This window comes from Carnobacterium sp. FSL E2-0243, from assembly GCF_038003605.1.
Taxonomy (GTDB): Bacteria; Bacillota; Bacilli; order Lactobacillales; family Carnobacteriaceae; genus Carnobacterium; species Carnobacterium maltaromaticum.
Genome location: NZ_JBBOPM010000001.1, coordinates 597,699 through 617,553 on the forward strand (window position 1 = coordinate 597,699; position 19,855 = coordinate 617,553).

The window sequence follows — 19,855 nt, forward strand, 5'->3', positions numbered from 1 at the left end:
GATTAAGTGATTCATTCAGATATGCGGTATAATAGAGTGAGGCTATACGTACCAGTGTAGTACCCATAAAATATGAAGTAAATAAAAATAGAAAGTTGGAAGAAGAGTGGCAAAAACAAATCTATGTCAAAGCTGTGGCATGCCTTTAAAAGATGAGACGGATTTTGGAACTGAAAAAGATGGAACATTATCAACTAAGTATTGTGAGAAGTGTTACCAAGATGGCGAATGGACAAAAACAGATTTAGATTTTGACGGCATGTATGCTTATAATTTAAAGAAATTCCAAGAATCCGATATGAATAAAATTGAAAAGTTCTTTTTGAATAAGATGTATACAAAAAAATTCATGAAAAAACTAGAAAGATGGAATTAAAGTAGGCATTTAAAAAAATAAAATAATGATTAGTAGTTTGAGTAGTCACCAACGTACATGTTGGTGGCTATTTTATTGATTAAAAAAGTAACGTTTATAATGATAACTTTTTAATCAATCCTTTAATGTGAAATGCAATGGGTATTATATATACTACTTTTTTACAAAAAGAAAAATGGAGGAGTATAGTATTTTTAAGGGCTAGTTAACACTAAAGTTTAGTGAGAAAAAACTTGTAAATATTTGTTAATAAATACACATAAGGCGAGTGAATATAAAGAATATGAATAAATGCTGGCCATTGTAATTTTATAAATGAAGGAAATACAGAAATGAGGATAAGTATATGTTGATTGAAGAACATTGGAATGACGGTTTAGAATATTATATCGAATTTGAAGCTACAACTGGAATGATTGTTAGGAAAGTAATTATTGTACCAGCTACTTTTGAGATAGAGCAAGTGAAAGCCATGGTAGTCCAAAGATTTACTCGTGTTAAAAAAATTATTTGCATTGAAGAAGTGAATGAAGTCTTACTCATGAATGATTATTTTGATATGAAAAATGGTAGCAATCAAATTATACTTTGAAAAGTATAGTCTTGCGTAAAAAGTGAATAGGGCTCAGAAAATGGACATAGTAATATAAAGCAGGAATACCATATAAATTCAGAAGAATATTTCATGATTCCCACAAATTAAATATCTGCAACACTATACGTACACATTTAGTTGAAGTTAATTTTAGTTAAAATAGTAATTAAATTAGGGAAGGAGGGTAGAAAAATGAAATTAAAATTCACTATTTTTTTTAACGTATTTTTGTTTGGGATATTTATGATGGAGTCAATTCCAGCAAAAACTGAAGATGTGCAATTAAATGTAAATAACTCACTCAGTGAAGCAGATTCAAAGAAGAGGGTCAAAGAGAAAGAGTATAAGAATAATTTAGTACCTAGAACTGGCGGAGAATGGTTACTACTTGTTGTTTTTATTATGTGGTTTGTCTCGTTTCTGTTATTGTACCTTTTTAACATGATTAGTCACGTTTTAAAATAGAAACAGAAAATATAGATTGTTAAAGATATAAGGCTAATCAGTCATATACTGATTAGTTTTATACCTTTACAGTTTTTTCTCTTACTTTTTTACTAGTATTTATTCCAAATAGTTAGTTTTAATGATGAGAATCTAAAAAATTAGTTAAAGTAGTTTCAAAAATACTAGCTATAAATGTTTGTTCAAGTTCTTGCAACATTTGAATAGCAAAGCGTGATTTATGTTCACCTTTGTCGAAATTAGGACGATTATTTTTCGCATCATTCATTAGGATTATTCCTTCATAATAGTTATAAATAATTCTATGAAAACCATAGGTTGGATTCTGGGATAACTCTTTAAGCTCACGCATTAAAAGATCTAAAACAGATCTAGACTGAGTAATAGAAGATTCTGTTAATAAATCATAAATCGAGTTTACATAGAGAGTACATAGACAAGAATGTGCAGACTCATAGTGTTTATATTTGCTTACAAAGCGAGAAATTAACTCAAAATAAGTATTTTTTTCTTTAGAGTTCATATATTCTACTGTATTCGTAAATAGGATTATTTCAAAATATGTCCATGTTTGAATAGAGGATAAATAGTTAAGGATGACTTCTTGATTGTGCCGACTTATTTGAGCTTTAACTAGACTTCCAGTTTCATTGAATACCTTCATTTGGCTAATCCTAGATTTTACCAAAGCTGTTTTTATTAAAGAGAGTTTGTCTTCGTAAGGTTCACTTTCAAGCAAAAGTTCTTCTAATTTTTCAATATTATTTGAATTTGCATAATTTGAAAATAACGAAAAAAAGTGGTTAATATGATTTGGGTTATAGTCTCGGTCAATATATTGAAATTCATCAACAGAAACTAAAAGTCGATCTAATATCTCCTCTAACAAACTAAAGGAAATATCATGCTTGCCTTGTTCAAAATTAATAGCATAGCTTTTGGAGATTAAGTCTTTATAAAGCTCACTTTGTTTAATTCCTTTTCCCACTCTGATTTTTCTAATTGTTTCACCGTATTTTCTCACATAAATGCCTCCTCTATAGATAAATATATATAAGAAAACCTATTACAAAGTAACTTTAATTTTTGGCAGATTGCTTATTTATCGATTTATTATACATGCTTTTCTATTAAAAATATATGAAATAAATTAAGTTAAAATAAATCTTAACTTATGGAAATAGCATGGATTCATTTAAGAACTTTCAAAACAAGCCACTTTTTAAAAGAATCTATTTCTAGAAGAATGGTTATAGTTGAAGAGCATAGGTACTAAACAGATAGCGGCTCGTGTTATAGATAACCTAGTATCCTACAAAAAAAGTTCTAGCATAAAATAACGCTATAGCAAACTAAACTCTTTTTTAGCAAAGCAAAATAATACAATCATAAACTTTAGTGTGCTATCATGGTTATAGTACCAAAAAGTACTAACTATTAAAGTATATTGTGAGCTTATGTACATAGTAGGCTGGCAATAGCTAAAACTAAGGGGGATTATATGAAAGTAATAATTGTAGGAGCAAGTCACGGTGGACATCAATCGGCGTTAGAAATTTTAGACAGATATGAAGGTGCCGATGTAACGATTTATGAGAAAGGCGATTTTGTCTCATTTTTATCATGCGGAATGCAGTTGTATCTGGAAGATAAGGTTACTCAAGTTGATGATGTACGAAATTTCAAGCCTGAAGATATTGAAAAACGTGGTGGGAAAGTGAAGAGTCAGCACGAAGTTTTAACTTTTGATGCAGACAAAAAAGAAGTGACCATTAAAAATTTAGCAACAGGTGAACTGTTGGTTGACACATATGACAAACTTATTTTAGCTTCTGGAGTTACTCCGGCAGCATTACCAGTTCCAAATGCTGATTTAGAGAATATTTTCTTTATGCGTGGTCGTGCTTGGGCTCTTAAAATCAAAGACAAGCTTTCTGATGATAAAGTTAAAAATGTTGCCGTGATTGGTAGCGGCTATATTGGTGTTGAGGCGGCAGAAGTTTTTGCTAAAGCTGGTAAAAATGTCACAATCATTGATATGATTGATAATGTCCTAGGAAACTATTTAGATCAAGAGATGACAGATATTTTAGCACCAGTTTTTAAAGAAAATGGTGTGAACCTTGAACTTGGGGCACAAATAAAAGGTTTTGTTGGTGAAAAACAAGTTACAGGTGTTGAACATCAAAATGGTGTTGTGGATGCTGATTTAGTCATTGTAGCGGCTGGGGTAACACCAAATACTAGCTGGCTTGAAGGTTTAGTTGATTTAGAAGAGCGTGGACAAATTAAAGTTGATGAGTATTTACGTACATCTGCCAAAGATGTTTATGCTGTTGGAGACGCAATCTTGCCATTAAATGTAGCAAGCCAAAAACACGCGCCTGTAGCATTGGCGACAACGGCTCGTCGTGAAGCTAGATATGTCATTCGTAATCTAATAAAAGATCAACCTACTGAAAAATTCCAAGGTGTACTTGGAACAAGTGCTTTAGCTGTATTTGGATACAATTTAGCTATGACTGGTTTAAATGAATTTTCAGCTAGTCGCTCAGAAGTACAAATCAAAGGGAACTTTTACAAAGATACGTTGCGCCCAACATTTGTTAAAAATGATGGGAATACTGAAGTTTATGTGAAACTTAATTTTGATGAAAAATCGCATAAAATACTTGGTGGACAAGTCTTATCAACATATGATATTACTGCCCACATCAATACACTGGCGCTTGCCATTAAAACTGGCTTAACATTAGAAGATTTAGCTGAAGCTGACTTCTTCTTCCAACCAGGTTTTGACCGTCAATGGAGCTTGTTAAATCTAGCAGCTCAATCGGCTTTAGGCGAAACTAAATTTTAAAGTTGACGCTATGTCAAATAGTTCCGATTGGTTATTTTTAAGAAAATAAAGGTCAGATTCAATAAGGGCAGTTTGAGGGAAATCCTCAAACTGTTTTTTGTTTGTAAATAATTAAATAACTAAATATAGAGCTTATATTATGGATTATTTGATATTGTAATCGTGTTTTTCAGTATAATTATTTTTACATAGTGTTATTAATAATAGTAGCTTAAAAAGTTACTATTAAATAAAAATATCATTTCATTAAGTAAATTTTTAAAATAACACAATAAAAGAAAAATACCAAACCTCTAAAAAGTAAACGTTTGCAATCGTGATAGAGCTGTTGTAGAATGTTGTAGAAACGTTTCGATAGACTATAAAAGGGGTTTTGTGTGTGAAAATAAGAATAAAATTGGTTACGTTACTTTTTATACTGGGGCTTTTAATAGCCTTTACTACTACTGCATTTGCACAAGGGGATAACAAAAAAGAAGGGTTAGAAGTACAAGCTACTGAAAAAGAAACATTAGATAGATTGTTTGCAAATAGTTATGAAGTTTTTAGAGATTTAAGAAATGATTTAGGGGTCTATAGAGATAGTATATTACTGGAACCAGGTGAAAATTATCATCCTTCATCTGTTGCGTCAACTGGCGTCGGTTTAATGTCATTAACTATTGCCGATAAAAAAAATTGGGAAGAAGGTGGACTGGAAAAAGCTAAACAAACTGTGGCTACAATGACAGATCAACTAGTAGGTTTTTCTGCTGATAGAACAGCAAATGGTTTTTACAGGCATTTTATCAATATGGAAACAGGGGCGCAAGAGTGGAATTCTGAATATAGCACGATTGATACTGCCATATTTTTAGCAGGTGCATTATTTGCTGAAAAATATTTTAATGATGCAGAACTTAGTGAAGCTGTTGCTAAACTTTATCATTCGATTGACTTTGAAGCAGCACTTGCTGATAGTGACACAGGTGGAATTTATCTGACGATGAATCAAGACGGGACGGGTGTTTCAAATTCAATTACATTGCCTTATAACGAATATATTATCGTGGCGTGGTTTGCTTACAACCAAAATCGTGGGAATCCAGAAAGCAAAGCAGTCAAGCTATGGAAAAAGCATTACGAGACACCAAAAAATCTGTTAACTAAACCTTTTCATGATATCAACCTGTTAACGGATAATTCAGATCATTATTTGTCCTCCTTCACTTTTCTATTCCCATACTATATGGTAAATATGTTTTCTAAATCAGATGAATACAAACCATATATAGAAAATGCTTATCAAGCAGATAAACTATGGAGTGAACTCACGAATAAAACGAATCCTTACGAATGGGGAAATGGCGCTGGCGCATCCTCAGAAGGATATGGATATCATGCTGATGCAATCAATAACAATCAGCCAATAATAATTTCGCCGCATATTATTTCGGGTTTTTTACCTGTTAATCCTAGTGGTTCTCAAGATTTGTTAGATTTATACGCAAATAAAAAAGGTATCTACCAGTTGCAATCCGATAAGTCTAAAGAAATTCTTTGGCGATATAGTATCGAAGATCCTACTTGGAAAGCTAACTCAATTCAAGGGATCGATTATTCAACCTTTCTTTTCGGGTTGGCAACGTTAGATACAGATATTGGTTTTAACTTTTTTCAAGAGAATAACAACTTTTTTACGAATGTAGCCTTTGATTTAAATGGAGGAACAAGTGTGACTCCACCAGCACAAAATTTAGCTGTTAGAGATATTCTCAAAGAGCCAACACCGAAGCCAACACGTCCAGGTTATACTTTTATTGGCTGGAATACAAGCTTAGATGGGTCAGGAGCAACATGGGATTTCACCACAACATCAATACCTAGTAATGATCTAACATTATATGCACAATGGCAGGTAAATACCCGCACTATTCATTTTGATTTAAATGGTGGGACAAGCGTGATTCCTCCTGCACAAAATGTAGCGGTTGGAGCTCCAGTAATGGAACCAACACCAACTCCTACTCGTCCAGGCTATACCTTTAGTGGTTGGAATAGCAGTATAACGGGATCAGGAATCGTTTGGGATTTTTCAACAAATAGAATGCCTGATAATGATTTATTGTTGTATGCACAGTGGCAAATAAACACGTATACTGTCATTTTTGATTCAAATGGAGGAGAAGGTGCAGAATACCCGTCACAAAGTATCGTTTTTGGAGCCACTTTAAAAGAGCCAAATCCTGCACCAACACGACAGGGCTATACCTTCATTGGTTGGTATAATGAAGCGAATAATTTATGGGATTTTAGAAAAATGACTATGCCTGATAGGGAGCTTAAATTAGTTGCCAATTGGAAAAAGCTGAGTTCTAACTCAACAGACTCAGAGGGTAGTGGTATTTCGAAAATGGAAAATAAACCATCAGCTAAAAATTCAGCATTCCCAAAAACTGGGGAAAAATCCAGTCTAATGACTACGTTGGGATTACTACTAATCGGTTGTCTAGCTATTGGCTTATACCCAAGTAAATATAAAATCTAACACTATGTTCAGAGGAAATTTATCTATTTTTAAATATTAAAAAGAAAGAGAGTTTCTGATAATTTCATCAAAAACTCTCTTTTTTAATTACTTAAGAAAGAAAAGCTGAACCTGATATTAGTGGTTAGTTTCCTTGTTCATTATAATGAGTAACCCTTTGCTGAAAGCGAATCTGTAAAATAGAAGCCCACACAAGTGTTGTTAGAATAACTAACAGATAAAAATTCCCCAGAAGACTTGCTAAAACAATACTAAATCCAATTGTTAAAATACCTAAACAAATTAATTTTAGTAAAGAGCTAGTTGCAATCCATTGATTATTCTTCAAGGTTAAATGGGTCATGAAAATTGTTCCAACAACTAAACTTAATAATAAAATTTCCATCTTATTTTACACCTCCGTCATGTTAGCTTGTGCTACAGTATCTGCTTCTTGTTTTAATTGATTTTTTTCAAATAATTTAAAGAATGGATAGTAAATTGCGAGAGAAGCGATAAAGCAAACGAAAACCATAATGAATGCTACAATGTTCCAGTTAGATGTAACCAGAGCACCAAACGGAGCAGGGAGTGTGAAAGGCGGTTTGACCATCATGCGTGGCATCCAACCCAGAATCGTGACAATGTAAATCAAAATAGTATTTACAATGGGTACTAAAATAAATGGAACAGCTAATAATGGATTCATCACAATTGGTGCACCGAAAATCAGAGGCTCATTGATGTTGAAAATTCCTGGTAAAATAGATAGTTTACCTAACTGTTTTAAGTAACTAGATTTTGAAAAAAGGAATAAGAAACATAACGCTAAGGTTGCTCCCGTTCCACCCATTTGAGCGTACCATTGATAAAATTGTTCTGTGAAGATATTTGGCAATTGGAAAGCGCTCATACCTCCTTGAAATAGATCGGCGTTTTCAATAATGGCTTGATCCCAAAATGGACGGATAATGGGTCCAAGAACGGCATGACCATGAATACCCATTGCCCAGAACAAGCAAATCATAAACTGAGTTAAGACACCGCCCAATAAATTATTTCCTGTTAAAAAAGTTTTTAATGGTGAAATGAGAACGGTTAAAACACCATTTAAATCGAAATCAAAAAAGTGACGTGGAATCCAAAAAACTAAGACAATAAAAAGTGTTGGAAGTAAAGCTGCGAAAGAGCTTGAAACGACAGGTGGAACGCCATCAGGCATTTTTATTTCCAATTTTCGTTCCTTTGTAAAACGATAAATTTCAACTGCAAGTAAAGAGGCGACAATTGCGCCAAAAAGTCCTTGAGAGCTTAGTGGAGCGATAGGAATGTAGCGCCCAGCGTTGACGGCATTTCCTGCAGTATCAATACCTTCCTTCAAGTTAATTGGAACGACCATTAAAATTGTGGCAAGCATCGAAAGAAAGCCGCTAGTAACTCCATCTAACTTATATGATTTCCCTAAAAAAGATCCAATTGTAAAAGCTGAATAGAGGGCCATAATTCCAACTGTATAACGAAATGGGATATCTAATGCAGCGCTATAGGGCGCAATCATTTCTGCGTAGCCTGCAATCGGCACATTTAAAAGGATGACAAAAAATGAACCAATAATTGTCAGGGGTAAAATTGAGATAAGTCCATTTCTGACAGCTTGTAAATGACGTTGTTGACCGATGGCATTGGCAATTGGGAGTATTTTCAAAGCAAACCGTTCTAATAATTTTTCCATGTAATTCATTCCTTTCTATCTAAAAGAGTTTAAGCAAGTAGTGAAGGTCAAAATTAAAAGCCATGCTCTTTAATCACATCTTTAAACCATAAACCAGATTTCTTAACTGTTTTTTCTCCAGTTGCTAAATCTAAACGGTAAAAGCCATAACGATTTTTGTAAGCATTAATCCATGACCAACAATCAACAAAAGTCCACATATGATAGCCGAGACAATTACTGCCTTCTGCCATGGCTTTGTGAAGCCAAATCAAATGCTCTTTAAGAAAATCTATACGATAGTCGTCCATTACCATCCCGTTTTCCATAAATTGCTCTTCGCCTTGGATGCCAATTCCATTTTCAGAAACAAACCAATCAATATTGCCGTACTTAGCTTGAATCATTTTCGCAATATCGTAGATGCCTTGCGGATAAATTTCTATTCCGCGCGAAGTGTTCATGCGGCGTCCAGGCATTTCATAGTTGGCAAAGAACCATTCAGGACTGAAAACTCCACTTCTATTTGGTTCATAATCTAAGGCTTTGACCCGTCGTGGCTTATAGTAGTTAATCCCTAAAATATCGACTTTAGTTTCAGCAATCAATGCCAAATCAGCATTAGTAACGACAGGCATTTGCCCATATTCAGTCAAAATTCCAACTAATTCTGCCGGATAACGACCTAATAAAAGGGGCTCATTGATACTACGCGTATAAAATAAATCGGCCATTTCTGCGGCTTTTAAATCAGCTGGATGTTGACTACGAGGATAGACTGGAATAATATCCATAATAATCCCGATTTTACTAGCCAGATTTCGTTCTCTAAAGGATTTTATTGCTTCACAATGTGCTAAGACAATATGGTGTAAAACTGTTGCCGCTCGTTTAAAATCAACCACGTAAGGATAATGTCGATCATGTAAGTAACCAGCTTCAGCAGGAATCATCGGTTCATTAAAGGTAAACCAATACTTCACACGATCCCCAAACAAATCAAAACAAGTTTCTGCATACTGTTTAAAGTACTGAACAACGACTTTATTTTCAAATCCTCCGATTTTTTGTAATTCTAAGGGCATATCAAAGTGATACAGATTAATAAAAGGTTCAATGCCTTTAGCAATTAATTCATCAATCACCTGATTATAAAAAGTAACAGCTTGCTCATTCACGGGACCAATGCCATTTGGAATCAGTCGCGACCAGGAAATTGAGGTTCGAAAAGAATTAAAATTAAGCTCAGCCATTAAGCCGATGTCTGTTTGGTAATCTTCATAGAATCGTGAAGTCTTTTCGGTAGTAACCCCTTCATAAAAACGATGATTGTACTCATTTGAAGCGAAGTCCCAAATATTTTCGCCTTTTCCGTCATCTGCTACTCGTCCTTCAGATTGTGTTGCACTAGTTGAAGCGCCCCAAAAAAAGTGTGGGGGAAATGAATAATTTTTTGTCATATGATTTCCTACTTTCTCTGTTAGATTATAAATGCTATTGACTAAGAATACGCCTTGCATAAAAGCGTTTTCTTAGCTATTATGATTATAACGTTAGCCCCTAAATAAAAAAGAGTTTTCAACAAATGGGACATATGTTTGAAAAAAAGATATTTGTACCAATTCAGTTACACCCTGTAACTAAAAAAGAGAGGAAGATTTCACTATGTTTTTAGACAATACAGCTGAGCTTAGTTCTTTTGATTTACACATTTATAAATATATCTTAGACCATAGCGATCAGGTTATTTACATGCGTATCCGTGATTTAGCTGCAGCGACTCATACAAGCACCGCTAGTATTTTGCGCTTTTGTAAAAAAATGAAGTGTAGTGGATTTTCAGAATTTAAAGTGAAGTTGCAACTATCACTAGCAGAAAAACCGATAGAACCTGTAGCAGATGTTGATGAAATGAGTTATATGGACTTTTTAACTAGAGCTAGACAGAGTTCATTTAAGAAAAAAATTCAAGAAGCAGTGGATTTATTAAAGGATAAAGAGTTAGTCGTTTTTCTAGGTTCGGGTTCTTCCGAAAGTATCGCTCAGTATGGATCAACTTATTTTTCAAATTTATTTACTTTGGCTTTGAGAATTGAGGACCCTTCTAATTATCCAATTGAATTTTTAGCAAAGAAATTTTCAAATAAAATCTGTCTAATTGCACTATCTGTTTCAGGAGAAACGCAAGAAGTGATTAATTATTTAAAGCATCTAAATACAAGCCACTGCCAAGTCATTTCCATTACAAATAGTGAAAATTCAACGATTGCCCAGTTGTCAGATGTGAATATTCCGTATTACATCAATCGTGAAACCGTAAAAAAAGACCAGAACCACCCTGAAAAAACCTTAGAATTAACCTCACAATTACCAGCGGTATATACAATTGAAGCCATTGCAAAAGCTGTTCGGAAAACTTTAGTTGCAGAAAGTTAATCTTTTCGATTGACTATTTATAGATAGTTTCATATGCTTAATAAAATGAACAATGAAAGGATCCGCCATGAAACCAAAAGGACTATTGTATATTGAAATCGCTGAAACCTTAAAAAAAGATATTTTAGAAGGTATTTATCCTGTTGGGACGCAAATACCAACTGAAAATGAATTAGAAGTAAAATTTTCTGTGAGTAAAATAACTGTTCGAAAAGCAATTGAAATTCTAGCAAATGAAGGTTATTTAGAAAAGAAAAGTGGCAAAGGGACAACTGTGCTTAGTGATCGTCTATTTAATAAGTTATCTAAGGCAGCCTCTTTTTCAGCTATGATCGAAGAGCGAGGCCATCACCTATCAAAAGAAATCTTAGCCATTGAAAAAATAAAAACAAACTCGACTACACCAGAAATTGCGGCTGCCTTTGGCAAAGAAGCGTATAAATTAACGCGTCTATATCGTTTGGACTATGAACCATATATTTATTTTGAACATTATTTACCTGTTTTAGGGGATGAATCTTCCTTAGAACAAATGGAAAAACTCTCACTCTATAAATGGTTAGCTAGCTATCAAAAAGTAGTTGGGAAATTCCAAGATACGTTTGCGGTTGCGCCAGCTGAAGCAGCTATTCAAAAGCTATTAAATACACAAAGCCCTTATTTATTAAAACGTATCCGGACATCTTATAGCCAATCAGAAGAGATTATTGAGATTTCTCATGCGCAATATGATACAGACAAATTCCCTTATCTGATTGAATATGAAATTTAGCCAACTAAAGCAAGGGCTAGAGTTTAAAAGTTGTCATATTCTGTTCATATTCTAAAGAATTAAACAGTCATTTAAAAAGCTATTAATCCAAGGTCTCTCTTGGATTCATAGCTTTTTTGTTTCCTTTTTTTGGCAACTAAGGAAATATAGAAAACGAATAGAAGATAAACACTATCAATTAGTAATGCGTATTTGTTTTCTTTATATGATAATAGAAAGGTCACTAAAAAATCAGCGAGTTCATGCAAGTAAAACAAAGCATTTATTAAACAACTGCACTTATTAAAGTGCAAGAAGATAGTATTGTAATAACTCTGAAAACTAGCTATATTAGGTTTGTAAGAGGTTTCAAACAATGCAATCTTGAAAGAATGGATAGAAAGGATGAAACATCATGCAAGTGCAATTATCAAAACGTGAAATTAAATTAATTCTAACATTATTGAATAATGAAGCCTCTACGACAACGACAAAAGAATTAGCCGCAGAATTTCAAGTAAGTGTACGCACGATTAAATATGATTTAGACAACGTTAAAATTTGGTTCGAGCAACATGGGACGCCATTACTAGCTCAACGTAACAAAGGTTTTTGGTTAGAATTAACCGACTCGATGCGCATTGAATTGAAAAACGAAGTCCTTCAGGTAGAACGATATGAACTGTATCCTGATCAAGAAATTCGGATTCATCAAATTATTACTTTACTTTGTTTACGCACTGAATTTAGTACAACAATTGAATTAGCTGAAAGCTTACATGTCAGTAAAAATACAATTGTGGCGGATTTAGAAAAAGTGGAGCAATTTGTGGGTGCTTATCAATTAAACTTAATTCGTAAAAACTATTTTGGTTATACGATTGAAGGATCGGAACATCAAATTCGATTATTATTGGAAGCAATTATCCAAAAAGAAATTACAGACTATGATATTTATAGCATTATGAACTACATTACAGATAAAAGTGCTGGGGATTATCGTAGTTTAAAATTAGCGATGCAGCCAGAAATGTTGCAGATTTATCAAAAGACAGTCTATACGGTATCAAAAATTATGAATCAGAAAATGATGGAACAATTTAATTACAGTGAAATCTTAGCAATTATCTTGCGAGTGACGATAGCGACAGCGCGCATGAGCATTAATCGCACAATTAATAGCTATAAAATTCTTTCAAATCAAGACTTATTAACTAAAAGCCAAGAACTTCCTTACTTATTGATGAAACAAGTTTTTGAATCCTATCATTTTCCAATCCTAGAAGATGAATATATCTATATTTTTAGTGATATTTTGATGGTTTATGAAGAAAAAAATATTGCAGAGCTTACTCGCAATATCATTGAATTTGTTAGTGAAAAAGAAAAAATTGCTTTTAATGAAGACAAGCAACTTTTCACCAATTTATTTGCCCATCTGTCTTTAAAGTTGCACAAAAAGTATTTATTTGTAAATGAGTATAATCCGTTTATTGAAGATATTAAATCGCGTTATCCAGTTCTTTTTAGGAGCATTGAAGAGGCATCTGCTAATGAAATTTCTAAATCCATTTCAATTACAAATGATTCATTTATTGCCTACATCGCGTTGCACTTTTTAGTATCGTATGAAAAATTAAGTATGAACAGAAGTGTAGCACGAATCGTTTATGTTTGTTCAACAGGGCTTGGTGTTACAAGTTTGATTCAGCAACGAATTATGGAAGAAGTAGCCAATGTTGAAATTGCTAGTTTTGCTTCAGTCTTAAAAGCAAAAGAAATTATTCAGCTAGAAAACCCAGATTTAGTGGTGAGCATTTTTCCGATTGAGGAATTAGAAGTTCCTTTTATTAAAGTTAACCCAATTCCCACAAAATCGGATATTCAAGCCATAAAAAAAGTTGTAGCCGAGATTGTAAGTAACCAGCTAACGGGTTCAACTAAATTTCCTAAATTAGTTGCAAGACGCCAAACACCAATGAAAAATAATGATGAAGAACAAAGTCGTGAACTAATTTTAAAAGGCTTTGTTGTCTATGAAGAATTAAAAAAACAGTTGGGCTTAAAACTACAAGTAGGATACGAAGAAGCCTTTTTATTACATGTATTCATGATGGTTCATCGTATTTTTTATGATTCTCAGTATGAAAATGAAGGCAACGTCGCTTTAGATACGTTAGATGACTTTAAAGAAGACGTTCGTTTAATTAAAGAAATTTTTGCTAAAAACGAATTAAGTATTAATAAAGCTGAAATTACAGCATTAGTACAATACATCAGTAGTTAGGCTAGTTTTTATGAGCCAACTCCTCGAGAAAAAGATAAAAATTCGAGATGGCAAAAAGCGCCATATCAATTTTTCCTATTTTCTTACCAGAGTTAAGCGGCTCAACAAACTTTTAATTTAGGTTAGCTTTTATGAGTTAGCCTCTCGGAAGAAAGAGGAAATTTCGAGGTGACAAAAAACGTCACATCAAATTCCCTTATTCTTCAATCGAGTCTAAGTGAACTCAACAAACTTTTTATTTAGGCTAGTTCTTATGAGCCAGTCCTTCGGAAAAAAGATAAATTCCCAAAAAAGTAAAGGGACACTTTTCTTGGAATTTCCTATTTTTCTGCCAGGTCTAACCGGCACAACAAACTTTTTATTTAGGAGGAAATAGGTTGGAACATAAACTGATAACAGAGGCTGTTAAAGGGATTCTAGTCGAGTCACAAGATCCAGTTGCAACAGAAAAAATTTTGTATTCTGCTTTAGCAAAAATGGAAGAAAAAGCAATTTATCCAACAGAAGTTCAATTAGTCGTTCTGACAAATCACTTAGGTGAGATGGTCCGTCGATCTAAAGAAGGCGAAGCGATTATGAAAATAGATCCAGATATGTTTAATGAAGTTTCAATTGAAGCATTAGCAATTTCAGAAGCGATTACACAAGAAATTGGCAATTTAGCCGATGATGAAAAATATGTTTTATCGATTCATTTTGAGACAGCAAAACAAAATAACTAACTTATTGGAGGAAAAAATTATGTTAACAGTAGTCATTGCAGATCGTTTAGGTAAAGGGCAAAATGTTGCCAAAGGAGTTGAAGCAGCAGGTGGTAGAGCCGTTGTTGTTCCAGGAATGGGTGCAGATATGCGTCTTGGTGATGTGATGCAACAAGAAAACGCGGATTTAGGCATTTCCTTTTGTGGCAGTGGTGGAGCGGGCGCTTTAACTGCGGCAACAAAATATGGTTACCCAGAGCGCCATGGCATGCGTTCAGTTGAAGAAGGTATTACAGCTATTAATGATGGAAAAACAGTATTAGGTTTTGGATTTATGGATCAAGAAGAGTTAGGAAAACGTTTAGTAGAAGCTTACGTAAAGAAAAATGCGTAATTAAAGATGTACAACGTTAAGAGAAAAGGAGTGGTTCAAGTGACGGATGTGAAACAGAAGAAACGACAAATTGTCCGCGTAGAAGGCAAAGCTGAAAAGAAGAACCAAGCCTTCTCCAATGCTTTAAATCAAATTCATGGGAAAGTGCTAAAAGAGTCAGATGATGTAATTTTACGTATCGAGCCTTTGCATACAGCAATAGTCTTGGCGGAAGAAGAAAGTTATGTAGAAAAATTTTTATTTTTCTTTCTGAAACGTACACGTATTACTTACAAAGTGATCATGGATGTTGAAGTAGAAATTTCATGGATCCCAGTAGAAAGCGTCCAGTTTGTCACTACGCACACACAAGGCCCTGATCATGTTCCGACTCCGCTATTTAAGAAAAAATGGCTTCAAAAGGAGGAAATATAAATGACAATTATGATTATTTTGTTAAAATCTTTACTGATTGGAGGACTGGTTGGATTTGCAGCAGGCGCTGGAGCAGCTCGTATGTTTCATGCTCCAACAACACAAGGTTTAGGAGCTTTTAGAACCTTAGGTGAGATGAACGCCTGTGAAGGGGATGCAGCTTCTCATTTTTCATTCGGTTTAGGTTTTTTCTTCAATGCATGGGCATCAACTGTGGGAGCAGGAGCATTTACGCAAGATATTACCCATCGAGTAATTCCAAATTGGGCAACTGCAGCATTGATGATTAAAAATAAAAACGTTGAAGAAACGATGCATAACCCTAAAAAAATGGGGATTGCTGGCGCTGCAATTGGGATGGTCTTAGTTGCTTTCTTAAATACAACTGCATCTGCTATTCCACCTGCTTTACAAGTTACGGCTGTAGCAGTCTTAGTACCAGCAGCGAATTTGTTAATTAATACTGTTATGCCCGTTCTATTTTGGTTAGCAGCAATTGATGCAGGAAAACGTTCAGGTTTATGGGGCACGATTTTTGGTGGACTTTCAGCAATGATTATGGGAAATGCGACACCAGGTGTTGTCCTAGGTATTTTAATTGGTAAAGGTGTCGATGAAATTGGTTGGAATCGTGTAACGAAAAGTATGATGGTAGCTATTGCTTTATTATTTATCTTTAGTGCCTTTTTCCGAGGCTTTGATCTAGAGATGCTTGAAAGCTTCCGTTTACAAATTCCACAATGGTTAGAAAGCATTCATGGTGTCTTTAATCTAGGCGCATAAACAAGGGAAGAGGGGAAATTATGTCTGAAAAATTAGAAAAACCAAATTTTTGGTATGCTGATTGGTCATTTCCAATTTTTGTTGGATTGCTAGCAGCAGGAGTATTTGCTGGAACACACATGTATTATGTTTATGGAGTCGGTGCCTTTAACGAAGTTGCCATAGTTGCCATGTTAAAAGCGGGAATGGATGGCGGTTCTTATGGAGCAGCTGCAGCCTTTGGAGCAAGTTTCTTATTTGCTCGTATTTTAGAAGGCTCATTAGTTGGGATTTTAGATTTAGGTGGAGCAATTTTAACAGGGATAGGAATTGGAATTCCAGCTATTTTCTTGAGCATGGGAATGGTTGCTCCTGTTGAAAACTTTGCATTAGCAATTGTAACTGGACTAATCTTAGGTTTATTGGTTGGTGGAGTGATTATCTTAATCCGTAAATTCACAATCAATCAATCAAACTCAACTTTTGGTGCGGATGTTATGATGGGAGCTGGAAATGCTTCTGGGCGTTTCTTAGGACCTTTAATTATTTTAAGTGCTTGTGGCGCGTCTATTCCAATTGGGATTGGAGCAACAATCGGTGCAGTTATCTTTTATTTATGGAAAAAACCAATTGCTGGTGGAGCTATTTTAGGGGCAATGATTTTAGGAGCTATTTTCCCAATTGCATTAACCTAACATATCATAGAAGGGTGATAAACAGTAGATAGTGCAGATTAAATTATTAATTAGTGCAAAAAAAACCAAGAATCCGTTTACAACTAAAGGTTATAATGTTATATTGAACTTGTATTTAAAAACATTATATTTTTAGGGGGAAAAAAGTTGGATAAATTTGTTGATATTTTGGAGTCAAAAGTTTTACCAGTAGCAACGAAAATCGGTTCTCAGCGCCATATGACGGCGATTAGAAAAGGAATCATTGCTACTATGCCACTAACTATTGTTGGATCGTTTTTTACTATTTTATTAAATCCACCTATCGCCTCACTTGCACTTATGATTGAACCCTACAAAGCTATTTTAGATATTCCGTTTCGTTTTACAATTGGTATATTATCTTTGTATGCTGCATTTGGGATTGCCTCATCTTTAGCAAAGAGTTACAAGTTAGATAGCTTAACAAATGGTATTTTAGCCGTTTTAGCCTTTTTAGTCTCAACTGTAGTTCCTGTACAAGTGGTAGATCCAATTGATGGTGTCATCACAGCTGGTCGTTACATTAATATAGCTTCATTAAGTTCAGCCTCTTTATTTGGTGCAATTGTCACATCGATTGTATCTGTTGAAATTTATCGATTTATGAAAGAAAAAAATATTACGGTCAAAATGCCAGATGGCGTACCACCAGAGGTATCGAACTCTTTTGTGGCGTTGTTGCCGGCAGCAGTTATCTTAATTCTTTTCTGGGTGATTCGTCATATGCTTGGATTTGATATTAGTAGCGCACTAAGTACAGTCTTAATGCCATTAAAAAATACATTAGCTGGTAATAGTTTATTTGGGGGATTAATAACAGTCTTCTTGATTACTTTCTTCTGGGTTTTAGGAATTCATGGTCCAGCAATTATGGGACCTGTTATCCGTCCATTTTGGGATATTTCAATTGCTGAAAATACAGATGCTTTTGTGGCAGGTGTTGATGCGAACCATTTACCAAATATTTTTACAGAACAATTTTTACAATGGTTTGTTTGGATTGGTGGAGCTGGAACTACGTTAGCGTTAGTTGTTTTATTCCTTTTTTCTAAATCTGAATACTTGAAGAGTTTAGGTCGTTTATCATTCTTACCGGGCTTATTCAATATCAATGAACCGATTATCTTTGGAGCACCGATTGTAATGAACCCAATTTTAGGGATTCCATTTATTTTAGCTCCATTAGTTACAACTACACTATCTTATTTCTTAACCGTTACCGGGGTTGTACCCATGATGATGGCACGAATGCCTTTTACAACGATTTCACCAATTGCTGCTTGGATGAGTACCAATTGGAGTATTATGGCTGGAGTTCTGGTTGTGATTAACTTCTTTATCGCTGTAGCTATCTACTATCCGTTCTTTAAAATTTTTGAAAAACAACAAATTGATCGTGAATTAGAAGCAAAAGCGGCTGAAGCTGCAGAATAGCAAGTAGAAAAGTTAAACAACTACTAGAAAGGATAAGAGAGGTTAGAGCAATTTAGCTAACCTCTTTGGTGCCATAAAATGTTAAATATCAGTTATTTCGTGGGATTCATTCTCTATTTTATATTCTGTCAATACGTGGTTGAAAAAGAAAAACTGCCTAAAAAACTGTTACAATTAGGAGCCTTTAAAATCATGTTATATGGCATTTTGGCAATCTTAGCCAGTGTCGTGATTGGTCTTCTGTTGCATATTGCAGTATTATTAGTAACGACAGTAACGTTATTTGTAGCTAGCGTCATTGCAGCTAAATTTCGTAAAGTATTTACAAAAATGGAAGCGGGGAAAAAAGTATGATGAGAAGATTAGGCGTTTCAATTTATCCAGATCATAGTGATGTAAAAATAGATGAAGAGTATTTAACTAAAGCAGCTAAATATGGTTTTTCAAGAATATTTATGAGTATGCTAGAAGTGACAGAAGGCAAAGAAGCTGTTGCAGAAAAATTTACTCACATTATCCAATTTGGTAAGAACTTAGGCTTTGAAGTCATGTTAGATATTGCACCGACTATTTTTGATGATTTAGGGATATCTTATGATGATCTAGCCTTTTTCCATCAATTAGGTGCGGATGGGATTCGTTTAGATGTCGGCTTTGATGGGAATAAAGAAGCGATGATTTCTTTTAACCCTTACAATATGATTATTGAGTTAAACATGAGTAATGATGTCGCTTATTTAGATAATATTTTAACCTACCAAGCCAATCGTCCATTTTTATATGGCTGTCATAATTTTTATCCACAAAATGGAACGGCCTTACCTTTTGATTTCTTTATGAAATGCAATGAGCGTTTTAAAAAGCAAGGGTTAAGAACAGCAGCATTTATCAATTCCCAAGTTGGGGAAATTGGACCGTGGGATATTAATGACGGCTTACCAACATTAGAAATGCACCGCAATTTACCTATTGAGGTTCAAGCGAAGCATTTATTTGCAACTAATCAGATTGATGATGTGATTATTGGAAATGCATATGCATCAGATGCTGAATTAATGGCTTTATCTAAAGTCAATCGTTACCAAGTAGAATTAGCAGTTGAGTTTGTTTCAGATGCTAATCCAGTTGAAAAAGAAATTGTTACAACAGTACAACATTTTAGACGTGGCGATATCACTTCACAAGTAGTACGCTCTACCGAAGTTCGTAAACGATATAAAGCAGAAGCCAATCCAGCTCATGATAATACTCACGAATTCAAACGTGGTGATATTGTTATTGGAAATGACGGCTTTGGAAAATATAAAAATGAATTACAAGTGGTGCTAGAGTCTCATACAGATGAGCGGAAAAATTTAGTTGGAACAGTCACTGAAGCTGAAAAAATCTTATTAGACTTTATCTATCCATGGAGTAAATTTAAATTCGAAGAAAAGTGAGGAATCTC

General features: G+C 34.3%; 20 protein-coding genes. 16 read left to right on the forward strand and 4 right to left on the reverse strand.

Annotated features, from left to right (window positions below; genetic code table 11):
• Positions 1-106: 106 nt before the first annotated feature.
• The 3 genes from MHI00_RS02690 to MHI00_RS02700 all read left to right on the forward strand — a co-directional run bounded on the left by MHI00_RS02690 (position 107) and on the right by MHI00_RS02700 (position 1,436).
• Positions 107-376, forward strand: coding sequence for a zinc ribbon domain-containing protein (locus MHI00_RS02690; RefSeq protein ID WP_057000010.1), 270 nt, complete (start codon positions 107-109; stop codon positions 374-376).
• A gap of 346 nt (positions 377-722) precedes the next feature.
• A complete protein-coding gene (locus tag MHI00_RS02695; RefSeq protein ID WP_057000009.1) occupies positions 723-968 on the forward strand; it encodes a hypothetical protein in 246 nt (81 codons plus the stop codon).
• Between the two features lie 195 nt (positions 969-1,163).
• On the forward strand, positions 1,164-1,436 hold the full coding sequence (locus MHI00_RS02700; RefSeq protein ID WP_057000008.1) for a hypothetical protein: 273 nt from the start codon (positions 1,164-1,166) through the stop codon (positions 1,434-1,436).
• Between the two features lie 118 nt (positions 1,437-1,554).
• Here MHI00_RS02700 and MHI00_RS02705 read toward each other — a convergent pair whose 3' ends face one another.
• Positions 1,555-2,460, reverse strand: a complete 906-nt coding sequence (locus MHI00_RS02705; protein WP_341110886.1) for an Rgg/GadR/MutR family transcriptional regulator — start codon at positions 2,458-2,460, stop codon at positions 1,555-1,557.
• 477 nt (positions 2,461-2,937) lie between these two features.
• Between MHI00_RS02705 and MHI00_RS02710 the strand changes: the two genes are divergently transcribed.
• Both MHI00_RS02710 and MHI00_RS02715 read left to right on the forward strand, forming a co-directional pair.
• Positions 2,938-4,296, forward strand: coding sequence for an FAD-dependent oxidoreductase (locus MHI00_RS02710; protein ID WP_332631459.1), 1,359 nt, complete (start codon positions 2,938-2,940; stop codon positions 4,294-4,296).
• A 379-nt stretch (positions 4,297-4,675) separates the two neighbouring features.
• Positions 4,676-6,823: an InlB B-repeat-containing protein gene (locus tag MHI00_RS02715; protein ID WP_341110890.1), complete on the forward strand. Its 2,148-nt coding sequence runs from the start codon at positions 4,676-4,678 to the stop codon at positions 6,821-6,823.
• Between the two features lie 124 nt (positions 6,824-6,947).
• Here the strand turns inward: MHI00_RS02715 and MHI00_RS02720 are convergent, their stop codons facing one another.
• From MHI00_RS02720 to MHI00_RS02730, 3 genes are read right to left on the reverse strand one after another with little or no spacing between them, the layout of a single operon-like run.
• Positions 6,948-7,208, reverse strand: coding sequence for a hypothetical protein (locus MHI00_RS02720; protein ID WP_057001429.1), 261 nt, complete (start codon positions 7,206-7,208; stop codon positions 6,948-6,950).
• 6 nt (positions 7,209-7,214) lie between these two features.
• Positions 7,215-8,534, reverse strand: a complete 1,320-nt coding sequence (locus MHI00_RS02725) for a PTS sugar transporter subunit IIC (RefSeq protein ID WP_010054667.1) — start codon at positions 8,532-8,534, stop codon at positions 7,215-7,217.
• 53 nt (positions 8,535-8,587) lie between these two features.
• Complete coding sequence (locus tag MHI00_RS02730; protein ID WP_341110895.1) at positions 8,588-9,973, reverse strand: glycoside hydrolase family 1 protein; 1,386 nt, start codon at positions 9,971-9,973, stop codon at positions 8,588-8,590.
• Between the two features lie 205 nt (positions 9,974-10,178).
• Between MHI00_RS02730 and MHI00_RS02735 the strand changes: the two genes are divergently transcribed.
• The 11 genes from MHI00_RS02735 (at position 10,179) to MHI00_RS02785 (ending at position 19,847) form a co-directional block, all read left to right on the forward strand.
• On the forward strand, positions 10,179-10,949 hold the full coding sequence (locus tag MHI00_RS02735; protein ID WP_201731447.1) for a MurR/RpiR family transcriptional regulator: 771 nt from the start codon (positions 10,179-10,181) through the stop codon (positions 10,947-10,949).
• A 67-nt stretch (positions 10,950-11,016) separates the two neighbouring features.
• Complete coding sequence (locus MHI00_RS02740; RefSeq protein ID WP_015077437.1) at positions 11,017-11,721, forward strand: GntR family transcriptional regulator; 705 nt, start codon at positions 11,017-11,019, stop codon at positions 11,719-11,721.
• Between the two features lie 394 nt (positions 11,722-12,115).
• Positions 12,116-13,987: a BglG family transcription antiterminator gene (locus tag MHI00_RS02745; protein ID WP_318589819.1), complete on the forward strand. Its 1,872-nt coding sequence runs from the start codon at positions 12,116-12,118 to the stop codon at positions 13,985-13,987.
• 377 nt (positions 13,988-14,364) lie between these two features.
• Positions 14,365-14,709, forward strand: coding sequence for a transcriptional regulator (locus MHI00_RS02750; RefSeq protein ID WP_318589818.1), 345 nt, complete (start codon positions 14,365-14,367; stop codon positions 14,707-14,709).
• A gap of 19 nt (positions 14,710-14,728) precedes the next feature.
• Positions 14,729-15,082 carry a glycine-rich SFCGS family protein gene (locus MHI00_RS02755; protein WP_010054539.1) on the forward strand — a complete coding sequence of 118 codons (354 nt, stop codon included), beginning with the start codon at positions 14,729-14,731 and terminating at the stop codon, positions 15,080-15,082.
• Positions 15,083-15,121: 39 nt separating this feature from the next.
• Complete coding sequence (locus MHI00_RS02760) at positions 15,122-15,496, forward strand: DUF4312 family protein (RefSeq protein WP_015077433.1); 375 nt, start codon at positions 15,122-15,124, stop codon at positions 15,494-15,496.
• Positions 15,497-16,279 (forward strand): DUF4311 domain-containing protein, encoded by a 783-nt coding sequence (locus MHI00_RS02765; RefSeq protein ID WP_016356615.1) that lies wholly within the window; start codon positions 15,497-15,499, stop codon positions 16,277-16,279.
• A 20-nt stretch (positions 16,280-16,299) separates the two neighbouring features.
• Positions 16,300-16,953: a DUF4310 family protein gene (locus MHI00_RS02770; protein ID WP_015077430.1), complete on the forward strand. Its 654-nt coding sequence runs from the start codon at positions 16,300-16,302 to the stop codon at positions 16,951-16,953.
• 147 nt (positions 16,954-17,100) lie between these two features.
• Entirely contained in the window at positions 17,101-18,408 is a 1,308-nt protein-coding gene (locus MHI00_RS02775) for a PTS sugar transporter subunit IIC (RefSeq protein WP_010054544.1), read from the forward strand.
• Between the two features lie 192 nt (positions 18,409-18,600).
• Positions 18,601-18,762, forward strand: a complete 162-nt coding sequence (locus MHI00_RS02780) for a hypothetical protein (RefSeq protein ID WP_015077427.1) — start codon at positions 18,601-18,603, stop codon at positions 18,760-18,762.
• Entirely contained in the window at positions 18,759-19,847 is a 1,089-nt protein-coding gene (locus MHI00_RS02785) for a DUF871 domain-containing protein (protein WP_341110909.1), read from the forward strand. Before MHI00_RS02780 ends, MHI00_RS02785 begins: the two co-directional genes overlap by 4 nt.
• Positions 19,848-19,855: the final 8 nt, after the last annotated feature.

Bases quoted from the DNA above. Each gene is read 5' to 3' on its own strand.
- MHI00_RS02695 (WP_057000009.1), top strand. From the start codon at position 723: ATGTTGATTGAAGAACATTGGAATGACGGTTTAGAATATTATATCGAA.
- MHI00_RS02700 (WP_057000008.1), top strand. From the start codon at position 1,164: ATGAAATTAAAATTCACTATTTTTTTTAACGTATTTTTGTTTGGGATA.
- MHI00_RS02710 (WP_332631459.1), top strand. From the start codon at position 2,938: ATGAAAGTAATAATTGTAGGAGCAAGTCACGGTGGACATCAATCGGCG.
- MHI00_RS02720 (WP_057001429.1), bottom strand. From the start codon at position 7,208: ATGGAAATTTTATTATTAAGTTTAGTTGTTGGAACAATTTTCATGACC.
- MHI00_RS02725 (WP_010054667.1), bottom strand. From the start codon at position 8,534: ATGGAAAAATTATTAGAACGGTTTGCTTTGAAAATACTCCCAATTGCC.
- MHI00_RS02730 (WP_341110895.1), bottom strand. From the start codon at position 9,973: ATGACAAAAAATTATTCATTTCCCCCACACTTTTTTTGGGGCGCTTCA.
- MHI00_RS02735 (WP_201731447.1), top strand. From the start codon at position 10,179: ATGTTTTTAGACAATACAGCTGAGCTTAGTTCTTTTGATTTACACATT.
- MHI00_RS02740 (WP_015077437.1), top strand. From the start codon at position 11,017: ATGAAACCAAAAGGACTATTGTATATTGAAATCGCTGAAACCTTAAAA.
- MHI00_RS02745 (WP_318589819.1), top strand. From the start codon at position 12,116: ATGCAAGTGCAATTATCAAAACGTGAAATTAAATTAATTCTAACATTA.
- MHI00_RS02755 (WP_010054539.1), top strand. From the start codon at position 14,729: ATGTTAACAGTAGTCATTGCAGATCGTTTAGGTAAAGGGCAAAATGTT.
- MHI00_RS02765 (WP_016356615.1), top strand. From the start codon at position 15,497: ATGACAATTATGATTATTTTGTTAAAATCTTTACTGATTGGAGGACTG.
- MHI00_RS02770 (WP_015077430.1), top strand. From the start codon at position 16,300: ATGTCTGAAAAATTAGAAAAACCAAATTTTTGGTATGCTGATTGGTCA.
- MHI00_RS02780 (WP_015077427.1), top strand. From the start codon at position 18,601: ATGTTATATGGCATTTTGGCAATCTTAGCCAGTGTCGTGATTGGTCTT.
- MHI00_RS02785 (WP_341110909.1), top strand. From the start codon at position 18,759: ATGATGAGAAGATTAGGCGTTTCAATTTATCCAGATCATAGTGATGTA.